This window comes from Treponema sp. OMZ 838 (assembly GCF_000775995.1).
Classification (GTDB): Bacteria; Spirochaetota; Spirochaetia; order Treponematales; family Treponemataceae; genus Treponema.
In genome coordinates this window covers 1,560,787-1,574,166 of record NZ_CP009227.1, presented here as the reverse complement: position 1 = coordinate 1,574,166, position 13,380 = coordinate 1,560,787, and the positions used below count along the sequence as shown (strand labels likewise).

General features: G+C 39.4%; 9 protein-coding genes and 3 pseudogenes. All 12 read right to left on the bottom strand.

The window, feature by feature from the left end; all coding sequences use genetic code 11:
• Positions 1-324: 324 nt before the first annotated feature.
• The gene (locus QI63_RS07015) at positions 325-696 is read right to left on the bottom strand and encodes a hypothetical protein (RefSeq protein WP_044015051.1); all 372 of its coding nucleotides are present in this window, start codon (positions 694-696) and stop codon (positions 325-327) included.
• Positions 697-898: 202 nt separating this feature from the next.
• A complete protein-coding gene (locus QI63_RS07010) occupies positions 899-1,138 on the bottom strand; it encodes a hypothetical protein (RefSeq protein WP_044015049.1) in 240 nt (79 codons plus the stop codon).
• Positions 1,114-1,509, bottom strand: a complete 396-nt coding sequence (locus tag QI63_RS13130; protein WP_215904690.1) for a hypothetical protein — start codon at positions 1,507-1,509, stop codon at positions 1,114-1,116. The genes QI63_RS07010 and QI63_RS13130 overlap by 25 nt, the downstream gene beginning before the upstream one ends.
• Before the next feature lie 801 nt (positions 1,510-2,310).
• A complete protein-coding gene (locus QI63_RS06995) occupies positions 2,311-2,943 on the bottom strand; it encodes a hypothetical protein (protein ID WP_215904689.1) in 633 nt (210 codons plus the stop codon).
• A gap of 169 nt (positions 2,944-3,112) precedes the next feature.
• A complete protein-coding gene (locus QI63_RS06990; RefSeq protein WP_044015041.1) occupies positions 3,113-3,751 on the bottom strand; it encodes a hypothetical protein in 639 nt (212 codons plus the stop codon).
• On the bottom strand, positions 3,711-8,324 hold the full coding sequence (locus QI63_RS06985) for a toxin TcdB middle/N-terminal domain-containing protein (RefSeq protein WP_081984422.1): 4,614 nt from the start codon (positions 8,322-8,324) through the stop codon (positions 3,711-3,713). The genes QI63_RS06990 and QI63_RS06985 overlap by 41 nt, the downstream gene beginning before the upstream one ends.
• Positions 8,325-8,537: 213 nt before the next feature.
• Positions 8,538-8,894: a hypothetical protein gene (locus tag QI63_RS06980; RefSeq protein ID WP_144389673.1), complete on the bottom strand. Its 357-nt coding sequence runs from the start codon at positions 8,892-8,894 to the stop codon at positions 8,538-8,540.
• Between the two features lie 271 nt (positions 8,895-9,165).
• Entirely contained in the window at positions 9,166-9,726 is a 561-nt protein-coding gene (locus QI63_RS06975; protein ID WP_044015037.1) for a hypothetical protein, read from the bottom strand.
• Between the two features lie 6 nt (positions 9,727-9,732).
• A pseudogene (locus tag QI63_RS13535) lies at positions 9,733-9,924 on the bottom strand (toxin C-terminal domain-containing protein); the annotation flags it as partial.
• A gap of 372 nt (positions 9,925-10,296) precedes the next feature.
• Positions 10,297-11,673, bottom strand: a pseudogene (locus QI63_RS12675) (RHS repeat domain-containing protein); the annotation flags it as partial.
• Between the two features lie 334 nt (positions 11,674-12,007).
• On the bottom strand, positions 12,008-12,631 hold the full coding sequence (locus tag QI63_RS13320) for a hypothetical protein (RefSeq protein ID WP_235619649.1): 624 nt from the start codon (positions 12,629-12,631) through the stop codon (positions 12,008-12,010).
• Positions 12,632-12,650: 19 nt separating this feature from the next.
• A pseudogene (locus QI63_RS13315) lies at positions 12,651-13,370 on the bottom strand (hypothetical protein); the annotation flags it as partial.
• Between the last annotated feature and the right edge of the window lie 10 nt (positions 13,371-13,380).

Below are 13,380 nucleotides of genomic sequence, written 5' to 3'. Positions count from 1 at the left end.
GATTATTCATCCATGACTGATAGGCCTCGTAGGAAGATTTAACAACATCCACACTTACGCCAAGGACATCAGCAAAACATGATATCAAATCTGTACAAAAAACGTACAGCTTTGATACGGCTTTCCACATACGGCCGTAACTCGTTCTATGGAAGAGAGAGTGTATATCTTTCCTTTTTCAAGTATTTATAGCCGGATCTACAGCAGACCATGCAGATATATCAAAATCATCTTCCTTATATTTCCATGCAATTACATATGTCCAGAATCCCATACTTTTATACCATCTGCTAATATCTTACCTTACAGAAAGATTTTATACTTCTAATTACGGAACAAAGAAATAATACATGATAGAGGAATCATTACTGACAGAACAATAAATGGCATAGTACACAAAAAATATTTTATAAATTTCTTATATTCAATTAGGTAAGTTTTAAAATTATCATCGTTTGTTTGTTGAATTTTATATTCAAGATAAGGAATTAGATCCGTATACCTTGGATACCATTTTTCACGAACTCCAAACATATTTATTTCCCCGATTCGTTTTAAAGTCTCAATATCATTTATTGTATCCAGATATTCTACAAATTTTTTCCGTTCTTTAGCAAATTCGGAATCAAATTTTTTAAAAGCTTTTACAAAGAACCAGAATGTAACTGCACAAACAGGAAAAACTACCATAATCATATTCATCCCCCTTAGTTAATATCAATAACTACACAGAATATTTTTTCAACACAAAAAGTATTTATTTAGATGTATTAAGCTACCATATCATTATTTGATTGTACAAGTACGGAAGCTTTAATACATATTCCTCATACTCTTTTCTGTTCCCTCTTACCGACCTATTCCTACGAACAGATTCGACAATCGGTTCAACGATATATTATTTCACTTTAATTCTAAACGAGTTTTTCGTTAATCTTTTAACAAATACATAATCTTCAGGCAGCTCCTTTTCAAATGGAACTTCAAACCAAATACCATCATAAAAAGGTTCTCTCTCCAAATCATCAAAATAAGTATAAAGCGGATATGCTATCGCATGTCTATCTTTATCTATAAACAGCATTAAAACATCATGATTTTCGCACCATTCTTTTATTTCAACAGAATCACAAAACACCTTAATTTTATCTTTTTATTTTTACCTTCAATAAAAACAATTTTTTCACACTTATATCTATAAATATCTGTAAGTTTTTTTTCTTTCCCGATCCATATTGCATGTAGTTTTTGATTTGTTGGTCGTAGGCAAGTAAAACAAACCAAAAAACAAACGAGAAGAAATAGAGCTATTAAAATTAATAAAAGAATAAACTGCTTTTTCATTATCTTTCTCAAAGTTGATACACATTTACATCTATCTGCTGATATTATTGGATGCCTTAAAGCAAAACCATATTCATCTTTTCGAGAAGCACCTATTCCGTAACTAAGTATATAGTATTGATTCCCCATACGATAGTGGCAGGTACAAAAACAATTTGTTTTCATAGTCCGAAATTATTTTTTTAGATATATCACGTACATATAAAATCAAGCCTCATTAAAAATATCCTCATACTTTTTCTTATTTTCTTCATAATTTCTCATACTATTTATACAAATACTAAATAATTAATGAACTGATGAAAAATGGAATATAAAATATATATTTTATAAAAGTGACACCTAATATAAATAAAAGAAAATAGCTGAGTGCAAGAAATTTTAGTATTTTATCTCGTTTTTCATCAGTGTTCTCTTCAAAATAACATTTCATAAGAAAAAACCGATATATTAAATAATGAATATTCATCTATCTTTTTTATAGCTGGTTTATCAAAAAAATTCCTTTAATAAAAATCTTTAACATGATACTATTCCTCCATTCTTAATTCATTTATCATATAATCAAGATACATATCAAATATTTCCATTTTACTTCCAATATCTCTATTTTTGTAATTCTCCCATCCGGGTCGGTATACTTTACCGGATTATTGGCTTGAGGCTCGCTATCGCTTCGCTGCACCATACCGCCCCAATCTTTTTTCCTCTACTGCTTTGTTCCCACGGTGTTTTTTTCTCAATACCGCCACGGATGGCGGTGGTTCTAAACAGTATCACGTTTTGCCGTCAGCAAAACATGATATCAAATCTGTATAAGGACGTATAGCTTTGATATAGCTTCCCACATACGGTCGTAACTTGTTCTGTGGGAAGAGAGTGGATAAAATTTTATTCACACCAAAATACCTGCTCCCCTTTAGCAGTAATTTACATTTTCCATCATACTCCCTAGTAAATTTTTCATTAAAAAGTACATCTTACTATTTTAAATTCAAAATCAGGTTTTGTAATATATGAGAAGTATACTCGAAATTCTGTTCCATCACTATCAACAAACTCTCTCAATTCACCGTCTTTAATGATATAAGGACATAAAAAATAATCTCCATTCCATTGGTAAACACGCTTTGCCGCAAAAAAACATAATTGACTTCTAAATATACCAAATATTGTAGAATCAATTTTTTCATTATAAAATTCATTTTCCAACTCATAAAACTGTATTCTCGTTAAATCTGTTATGTCAAAAATAAAATATTTATATGCATTATATGCTGCCACATCGCCAACAAGTACCAAATATTTTTTTTCATTGTACTGTATCAAATAAAAAATTTGACTTTCTAAGAAAATATCCCATCCATTAAAATAAAACCCCTGATTGCAAAGCTCAATTTTTCCATGCTCTTTTTCTTTAGCGCCAATAAAATTCTGACGAGGATAGTACCTTATACTTTCTATACCATCTAAATCTTCAAAGTTTGAAATATAACATTCCATAAATTCTTCTTTTTTCAAGTAACTATGTTCAAGCCATCCGCTACTTTTAATTTTTACCGGTGTATAAGGACATTCTTTTAAATCATAAAATTTCATATAATTCTGACCATATACAAAAATCGGATAGAATAATATGAAAACAAAAAAAAGTTCTTTTATCATTCAAACACCTCTGAGCCAGTCACATTTTTATAATGCGGATTCAATTTCCAAAAGCTTGTTCTTCCATATCTGTTGGAAGAAATATTTTTTATCATATCAATAACTAATTTATTGAATTATTATCCCACAATGTTGATAATAACAGTAACGTTCCATCTCTGCCTCTAACTACATATCCAGCATAAGGATAAGCTAAAACCTGCACGTCTTCATTATAGTATGCAATATCCTTGTCTCGCAGTTCTTGCAATTCATTTAAATAATTTGGTGTATAATTAATTTTTGATTGCTTTTCAATACTATTATCTTTTGAGAAAATATAATAATTCTTTCCATTATTTTCATCATAATATTCAATAAAATATGCATATACATTCTTAACTTCATTTAATAAGTAGAAACCATGATTATCTTTAACAACTTCATTCGGAAAAATATAAATATCAATACTATTGATATTTGAAATAACCTTTGTACAAAACTTAGAATCATGTTCAATACTAAAGAGTTCACTACCCACATTTAGTTTTATATTTTTAGTATTTGAGCTTATTTTTCGTTGATATATTCTGCCTTGTAATTTGAACTCTAAAGTCATAAATATACTTTTATCATCAATCCTATAATCATAAAAATTAACTTGCTTAGTTTCTTTAAACGAGCAGCTAAATAACATAGAAATAATGATAACAACAAAAATATTAATTAAGCAGATCCCATAATTCTTTATATGCTGGATCATTTTTCAATATCTCCTTATTTTCATTTAAATACTTCAATGCATCCTTTCTAGATAAAACTTGTCGTCCAGTTGTTTTGCCGGTTAATGGATTTATTGTTGTCAAAGTAATATTCCAAGAAGTTATATTTCTTCCTGTTTTTTTTAAGTTTAAGGTAACATCTCCCAAATGTCCATTAGACAGATTCTTTGCCACAGTATCAATAAGACTCAAGGCACCTAAAGCTGTACCTGTTTTTTCTATTGCATGTCCTTTCATTTGATTGGGATCAGAATAATCACTCTCTGAATAATTACCTCTTGGTAAAGCTGCTCCAAGTGCTAATACCGGGTGTTGTTCCAGTTTAATTGCCCTCGAGGTTTCTCTTGTATACGGACTTTTTATCTCACCCCCTGTTCTTTTTGCAGGATCATCGTAATAGATACTTGAAAGTTTATTATTTATTACTGCTGCATCTATATGAGTTACAGGTTGTACATCTGATTGTAAGGCAAATACAAATCCTATGACTATAAGTATTGCTACCAACGGAACTCTTCCATCCGGGTCAGTATACTTCACCGGATTATTCCCCGCGTAGTGGTACAGGTGTAGATTCACCACATTAAACACCCCGCCCATGCCGGGTAAGTTTTCATTGTGCTTCTTTGCCTCGTCGTCTATTGGCGCTTTGGGTATGTAGTCGCTTAATGCCGGGTCTCCACTCAACCACCTTGAATACTTCGGGTCAAGGTAGCGCGCGCCGTAGTAGTAAAGCCCTGTCTCTTCATCCATCTCCTTGCCGGTAAATCTAAACGGCAGCTTGTCCAGTCCTGCGGCGACTTCCTCTATCCAGAGCTCCCCGTAGGGCGTGTACTCGATGTGCTCATACTGCCAGCCTCGCCAGTCGGTTACAAACTGTGCGCTGCCTAAGTGGTCTGAATGGTAGTAGTAGCGCTTTTCCCTCTGCTCGGCGTTATCTCCGTTGTTGTCAGTATGCGTCATCGCCGTTACAAGGCGACTGTTCCCTACAAAGATGTGTTTGTGTACACGTAAGCCTTGCGGGTTATTCTTATCCTGCACGGGGATGTGTATCGTGTAGAAGTTATTAAAGTATAAGGTTTCGCTTCTTCCTTCCTCGGTGTACTTGAGTGCTCTCTGTCCGTCCTCACCGTAGCGGTAGTGCACGGTGTAGCTGCGGTCGCTTGATTTGGTGAGTAAGTTCTTCTCATTCCACGTGTAGTTACGGCGGTACGCGAATAGGTTCTCCGGATGCGTCTCTTCCGCCTCCTTCGGGGCGTCAAGGCCGAAGCCGTAGTCGGTGCCGTAGACGTCGGTGTCGGGGTCATAGTTGTATGTAAAGATAAACTCATCGTCTTCGGTAAATGGCCCGTCTTTTTCCGCCGTAATGTTACCGTTTGCGTCATAGCGGTAGTAGCGGTTTCCGGCATGCACAAGCCGGTGTGCGTAGGCCGGGTCGTATTCGTAATCAAGACTGTAGTCTAACTCTGCCTTGGGATAGGCGTTACCGCGGGAACCGGGGAGGTTCGTCGTGCTTACCTTACGTGTCATGTTCCCGATACCGTCAAAGGCGAAGTCTTGCTTATACTTTGCAACATTGACCGGTGTGCTTCCAAAGCTCTTTATCGCTTTGTATTGGTTGCTGGTTCCCTCTACGCCGATAAGCTGGTAGAGGTTGTCATACGTGTAACTCTGGCTTGTCTCGTACACACTTGCATCATTCGCATAGCCTAAGACATTGCCGACCTTATCGAAGCTATAGCTTATCTTCTGGAAGATTTCGTCGGTTTGTGTATTCTTTGTTTCAATGTCTTTCAGCCAGCGCCGCTTATCGTCGTAGCGGTAGCGGGTTTCTACTCCATTGCCGTACTTGATGTACACTCTCTGTCCGTGTTCGTCATAGACAATCGTGTCGATGTAACTGTAGGTTTCAGAGCCTTTTATCGTGTTCTTGACACCGCTCACTCCTTTCAGCTGTCCGCCTTTGTCGTAGGTGTAAATTATGGTCTCCCCATCGGGGTACTTCATGGTCTGCATACGGCCTAAGTAGTCGGAGCGGTAGGTAAAGGTTGCCGTTTCAGGTTCGCATAACGGCTCATAACGCTTAATCGTTCGTGTCTCTTTTACGACCTCGCTTAAGCGTCCATACTCGTAGTGTATGTCGCCTGATTCATCCTTCTTATGGACTATCTCTCCGGCTCCGGCTTGGCCGGGTACTCCGTAGGTGTATTCAACATCGGTGCTAAACGGGTAGTCTATTTTTACGAGCCGGTCAAAGCCGTCGTAGTGGTACTGTATCTCACTGAGTTTACTGCGCAGCAATGAGTCCGTCTCTGCTTCAAGGAGGCCTTTGCTATCATAGCGCCATTCTTTCCGGCCTGAGTCTTTACTTTCTAAAGCTACTCTTCGGCCGAGTAGGTCATACGTTACCGAGACAATGTTTTCGTTTGCGTCGTATGCGCGAAGCATTTCTCCGAGGACTGAGTATTCGTAGCGGCCTTTAGTTAAGCGTGTGCCGTTTTTATCGAGGCGTTCTACTTCCCGGATGTTTCCGCGCGCGTCTTTTTTCGTAACGCTCTTATTCTCAAGCGGGTCGGTTGCGGTTGTTACCTGTAGGCTGTTTTCTATTGCGTACTCGTTTTTCTGTTCGCTTCCGTCCGGCAGTACCGTCTTAATTACGCGGTCTATGCCGTCGTAGGTGTATACCGTTTCGTTGCGGAGCTTGGTAAAGTCGTTCAGCTCATAGAACTGTTCGACGCTTGCGTAGGCGGCTTTGTTGGCAAGTTCATTCGGTAAATCGCCGCCATAGAAGAACGGCATTCCTTCTTTTATCTTTCTGCCTGCCTCGTCGTAGTAGGTCGCCCCTGAAATATTCCACCCGACATTCGTTTCTCCGGCTGTTCCTTCTCGGTACACTTCCCCTTCTTTCGCCGTGTAGAGGGCGCGGCCTAAGCCGTCGTGCATGACTATCGTTTTCATAATGGCCGTGTCGGCCGCTTCGGTGGTAAGCTTATTTGCCGTTACCGTGTACCAGAAAGAAGATGAAGGGGTATGGTATTCGTACTTTGCGTAAGGTACGTTTCCGGTATCGTAAGGGCTTTTCACTTCCGTTACACGCCCGAAGCCGTCATAGCGGTACTTCATGGTGTTACCCGCGCTATCGGTTTCTTCCAGTTTCACTCCTAAGGCGCTATCCCAAAGGAGTGTGCTTTCGTACGGCGCTCCGCCTGTACTTCCTTCTTCCGTTATTTTAACCGGGTATATCCCGTCTTGGTAGCGGTAGCTCACTTTCTTTCCGGTGGGACTTATCAAGGTCTTGATATTTCCGCTTTCATCCCAGTCTATCGTGTAGGTTAAAGAAGTGCCGCTTGAGGTATACTGTTTTACTTCCGTTATCGCGCCCGTTTGGCTATCATAGCGTCCTTCTCGTTTCCGCAACAGCCTGCCGCTCTTGCCATCCAGCACTTCTATTTTCTCCGGGTGCGCTTTAAAGTACCGCCGCTCATCGCCGCTGTCCCAATACCGTATGCGGGCAATAATATCGTCGTTGGGATTCGTAACGTCTCCCTTATCTTCTAAGGTTGTAACATTGCCGTATCGATCATAGCGATACTCGCTTTCTGTCCGTATTTCGCGGTATCCTTCCCGTAGGGTGTTCCACTCTCGCTTTACTCTTGCGTGAGGGACTTCATCTACTTCATACTCTTTTATCGAATAGACAGTGCCGCTATGGCTCACCGTCTCTTTTTTTACCATGCCTTTGCGGTAATAGGCATCAATGTAATACTCCGTCTCCGTTACCTTGCCTGTTCCCGTTACCGCGCGTACCGTCTTAAATCCGTAGAACTCTTTTGCTTTGCGGTCATAGTAGCCGTCTTTGTAGCTGTATTGCGTTTTATAGCTTTGTACGTTTCCTGATTTTGTTTGCAGCCCTGAGTTCATTGTTACACTGCTTAACACATACTTACTCTGCGGCAGCTCCCGCGTGTTCCCTACTCTTTGGTACGCTATCTCATAGCTGCCGCCGGTCGGTAGTTTTATTTTCTTTAAAAGCCCGACTTTACCAAGCTTGTTCCGCTGTACGTACAGCTTATCGGCTCCTCCGATGTTGAAGACCCTGTCAGGTAAGCCGTCCCCGTCCCCTTTTGAAAATATGCGGGCATCTACGGCGTCGCACGCCGAAAATAAATGCTCACCGTATACCCGATACGCCTCCGCTTTATTTTCGGCTGTCTCCTTGTATCTGCTCCACCTCTTTTCAAAAGGCATTGTTTTTCCGCTTCCTATCGTAAGCGGAAAAACCTCCGGTAAAGTGTTTCTTGCAATTCTTATTGTTATGCTTTTAGCGGACTGCTGCATTTTGTTTACTATAACTTCAAAGAAAACAAAATGCAGCACCGCGCTTTCCGCTCCAATCTTTTTGTCGCTGCTGTTTTGTTCCCGCGGTGTTTTTCCGCTCGGCCGCTTCAAAAACCACACCTGCATTACACGGGCGGCAAAAAGGATTTCTGCTGCAATCGCTGTCCGGGGGTGAGAATAATTAGGCTGTGAATAAAAACAAAATTTTATTTTCACCTTAAAAAAATATTTTTCCCTTCACTACCGCCATGGATGGTGGTGGTTCTAAACAGTATCATGTTTTGTCATCAGCAAAACATGATATCAAATCTGTACAAGAACGTACAGATTTGATATAGCTTCCCACATACGGCCGTAACTCGTTCTACGGAAAAGAGAGTGGAGCTGCTTTATTACTTTTCAGTCCTTGAAATAATATTCCATTAATTGTTATTTCAATGAATAATGATTTTGTAATAAATAGAGTAATGTTAATCCTCTTAATCTATCTACCATACTGACTCTTATAAATACATTATTCGTGATATCGTAAACAATATTCTCTGTCTGCATCTCATAAGAATATTGTTCACCGTCTGTTGTAGTTAATTCAATGTAATAAATTCCTTCGAACATCGCGCACTTAGGCACATTTCCTACTGCTATCTCTTTTCCATTCTTTATTTCATTTAATAGATCGGAAAATTTTTCTGCATCTCCATCATAAAAAATAATATCGCTGGATAAGTGATTATTCAGTATTAAATACATTTTTAATACTCCAGTAAATTTTAATTGCTTATCCATTTTAGGCGACCTATTATTTATAACATTTATGAATATATACAACGAACCAATGCAAAGCATAAAAGAAAAGGCATAAAGAGCCTATAAACACTTCTTTTTCATTTACTCACCCCTCATAATGTTTTTCTCATATACCTTCTTAGAGTATATATTTGCTTTCCCCACAGACCCCAACCATTAAAACTTTTTGTTTCAGTAGGTATCCATTTGTTGGTACAACAATATAGAAAAAAACATCGTTATCATTTAAACCTATCCAAACAAGAAGAATCTAACACCGTTTTTTCGACACTTGCATCAATTCATTCCGATATTCGATATCACATCGATATAACATGGGCGAATCCATTTGTTCGATATATATCCCTTCTAACGCTGCATCTTTAATAGTTTTATCATCATAATACACTCCTCCAACAAACATATAATAGTCATAGCCAAAATCAACATACGATGACATGCTATCAAATGTACACCATACAAGCATTCTTAATATAAACCTTGCAATATCCTCTACTTCAGCAATAGAGCATTTATAATTATCCCTTATTTTAAATAAAAGCTCTTTATTACAATCTTGCAAATGGTTGATATGTTTTTTTATTCCATTTTTATAACGTTCCAGCCAATTAATAGTAAAAGTTTTATCCGCGGCGCTTTGTAAACCTATATGCAAATAGCGGATATAGAGATCCTCCACCCTTTTATATTCATCATATTCACTCTTCATTCCCGTTTTTACAGCTACACTATAATCTGTCCACTCATCCCTCATATACCAACCTTTCTCGTTTCGATATACAGGATTATATTTTGTTACTCGATAATTCATTGATCACTAGTCTCCTATCCTATTTAAATTCGCATCATAAGTACCCATACGCGTACTTCATTGTTTTAAACCCGCTACAGAATCAGCCATCTTCCATACACCTCCATTATGTGATGTTCTGTCAGGGGTTATATATAAACGTCCTTTTTTATATACAGGCTCTCTTTCAGAAAAATAGTTTGTCTTTGAAAAGCCTAATTTTGCGGCTGCAGCTGTTGCTTCTTTTGTTGATGCAAATGGACGGTTGTGCGCATCTCTATTTCCACCTGATGAACCGGCAACAGCTATTGCAATTGCAAACATCGTTTCGCCCTTGCTTCCTATAGAGTTACTGTTAGTATCATTATTATCAAGATAATCTGCTATAAAAGCCGATATTCCAGCAACTGCCAACGGATCAGAAGTTTTAGGTACTTGATTGAGATATCTCTCGTCTCCTGTATTTATATAGTTTATAAGGGCTTGTTCAACATAGTTATATCGATTGCCTCCATCTATAATAACATGCTTGCCATCATCAGTTTTTCTCACCAATAGATGATCACTTGCATCACTACCCAGTTCTTCACTCTTCCCATCCGGGTCAGTATACTTCACCGGATTATTCCCCGCGTAGTGGTACAGGTGCAGGTTCACGACATTAAACACCCCACCCATTCCCGGCAGTTTCTCGTTATGTTTCTTTGCCTCATCGTCTATTGGCGCTTTCGGTATGTAATCGTTTAGTGCCGGGTCGCCACTCAGCCACCTACTGTACTTCGGGTCAAGGTAGCGTGCTCCGTAATAATACAGCCCGGTTTCTTCATCCATCTCCTTACCGGTGAACCTAAACGGCAGCTTGTCTAAGCCTGCGGCGACTTCCTCTATCCAGAGCTCCCCGTAAGGTGTGTATTCGATGTGCTCGTATTGTCTACCGCGCCAGTCGGTTACAAACTGCGCACTGCCTAAGTGGTCACTGTGGTAGTAATACCGCTTCTCGCGCTGCTCGGCATTGTCTCCGTTGTTATTGGTGTGGGTCATTGCCGTAACAAGGCGTGAGTTACCGACAAAGATGTGCTTATGTACGCGCAAGCCTTGAGGGTTATTCTTATCCTGCACGGGGATGTGTATCGTGTAGAAGTTATTGAAGTATAAAGTTTCGCTTCTCCCTTCTTCGGTGTACTTTAAGGCGCGCTGGCCATCCTCACCGTAACGGTAATGTACGGTGTAGCTGCGGTCGCTCGATTTAGTGAGGAGATTCTTCTCATTCCAGGTGTAGTTACGCCGGTACGCGAATAGGTTCTCAGGATGACTCTCTTCCGTCTCCTTTGGGGCGTCAAGCCCGAAGCCGTAGTCGGTGCCGTATACGTCTGTTTCCGGGTCGTAGCTGTAGGTAAAGATAAACTCATCGTCTTCGGTAAAGGGGCCGTCTTTTTCCGCCGTTATGTTACCGTTCGCGTCATAGCGGTAGTAGCGGTTTCCTGCGTGCACAAGCCGGTGTGCATAAGAGGGGTCGTACTCGTAATCGAGGCTGTAGTCTAGCTCTGCGTTCGGGTAGGCGTTACCGCGGGCGCCGGGAAGGTTCGTGGTGCTTATCTTCCTTGTCATGTTCCCGTCCCCTTTTGAAAATATGCGGGCATCTACGGCGTCGCACGCCGAAAATAAATGCTCGACGTATACCCGATACGCCTCCGCTTTATTTTCGGCTGTCTCCTTGTATCTGCTCCGCCTCTTTTCAAAAGGCACCGTTTTTCCGCTTCCTATCGTAAGCGGAAAAACCTCCGGCACAGTGTTTCTTGCAATTCTTATTGTTATGCTTTTGGCGGACTGCCGATACTTGTGTACTATTAATACAATGCAAAGGTACACAAGTATCGGCACCGCGCTTTCCGCTCCAATCTTTTCGCCGCTGCTGTTTTGTTCCCGCGGTGTTTTTCCGCTTAAGCGCTTCAAAAACCGCACTTGCATTATACGCGCGGCAAAAAGGATTCCCGCTTCAATCGCTGTCCGGGGGAGGGAATAATTAAGCTGTGAATAAAAACAATTTGTTTTCACCTTTAAAAAATAGTTTCCCTTTCAATACCGCCATGGATGGTGGTGGTTCTAAACAGTATCATGTTTTGTCATCAGCAAAACATGATATCAAATCTGTACAAGGACGTACAGATTTGATATGGCTTCCCACATACGGCCGTAACTCGTTCTGAGGGAAGTGAGGGTAAAGTTTTATAACGAGCTCTTTATAATCTCATAGGCTATCATTTGATACCTGATAGACCGGGTAAACTGTACACTACAATAACTAGTTTTCATTTTTTTCTTCTTCGGTTTTTTCCCTTATAACTATATAACTGGAATTTCCAAATCCACCTCTTTTCAAGAATTTTTTGTATTTTTTGTCGATTTCAATGTCTTTTTTCAAATTGAATACTGTAAAAAAGATATTTTTCTCATTCAAAATATCTTTTTTGGTATATAACAATTCCTTTCCATCCTCATTCGGCACAATTTTATACACATTCATTTCAATAAACACCGTATCTAATGCTTTAATAATTTTATCCATATCTATAAATTCTTTACCATCTTCATCTCGTGAAAAAGAATCACCAAACCCCATACTATACAGAATATCAGAATTAGCCGGCCGCCAAACTAAGCGGGCAAACCCGGAAGGTTTAATAACTATCGGCGCCAATGCTATAGAGGGGCCAAAGGAACTTTCTTCTTTGTACTTAAAAGCCATTAGTCCGTCATAAGTAACGTGAACATCATATAGTTTATCAGTTGACACTTGATAGATAGTTTTTACTTCCACTAAAATATGGTCATCAGTTGCATTGAGTATATAAAGTCTCGCACTAGGAAGACATGATGTTAGACTCATCGTTATTACGGCTATACATATTATGTATATTTTTCTCATACAGCACTCCTTATTTCAATTATTTTTTTTCTTCTTTATTCTTGTCTTTATTGTATTTTTCAGCCCATTGCTCCGTCCAAAAATGCTTATAAGGATCGTCGTCTCCATTTTCTTTAAGTTCATTGCATCTATTACATTTATTTGTATTATGCATCGCCGCATGAATAATACTTGGAATTCCTATGACAAATAAATATAACGGCCCCAATATCCACGATTGGTAATAATGTCCTTTTTCATGCGATTTGAATGAAGGATGTCCCATACCAATGCTCCCTAATGTTATTCCATCATCACGGTTTGGGAGGTTTACATATTTAAAACCGCCATCCCAATCAACGGTTCCCCCCGATCCGAGAATAAAGCCATACCCTAATAGTAATCCGAGAATTTCTTGAGGCCCAAACCACAATGTCTGCGGCAACATCAATATTGAATGACCGATCAATTTCCATGTATTAATAAAATTGGATTTAAACTTCTCTCCAAAATTTGACCAATTATTATCACGAATTGATTGAATTACCGCCCCTATTAAATCATCAATAATAAAAAACTTACCGGTAGGATCCACATATTTAACCGGATTATTGGCTTGAAGCTCGCTATCGCTTCGCTGCCCGATGCCCGCGTAGTGGTATAGGTGCAAGTTCACAACATTAAACACCCCGCCCATGCCAGGCAGGTTCTCGTTGTGCTTCTTGGCTTCGTCGTCTATCGGGGCTTTTGGAATGTAGTCGCTGCTGAAT

Coding starts and splice junctions, on each gene's coding strand:
- QI63_RS13130 (WP_215904690.1), bottom strand. CDS start 1,509: ATGAAAACAAATTGTTTTTGTACCTGCCACTATCGTATGGGGAATCAA.
- QI63_RS06990 (WP_044015041.1), bottom strand. CDS start 3,751: ATGATCCAGCATATAAAGAATTATGGGATCTGCTTAATTAATATTTTT.
- QI63_RS06980 (WP_144389673.1), bottom strand. CDS start 8,894: ATGGATAAGCAATTAAAATTTACTGGAGTATTAAAAATGTATTTAATA.
- QI63_RS07015 (WP_044015051.1), bottom strand. CDS start 696: ATGATTATGGTAGTTTTTCCTGTTTGTGCAGTTACATTCTGGTTCTTT.
- QI63_RS06975 (WP_044015037.1), bottom strand. CDS start 9,726: ATGAATTATCGAGTAACAAAATATAATCCTGTATATCGAAACGAGAAA.
- QI63_RS13320 (WP_235619649.1), bottom strand. CDS start 12,631: ATGAGAAAAATATACATAATATGTATAGCCGTAATAACGATGAGTCTA.
- QI63_RS06995 (WP_215904689.1), bottom strand. CDS start 2,943: ATGAAATTTTATGATTTAAAAGAATGTCCTTATACACCGGTAAAAATT.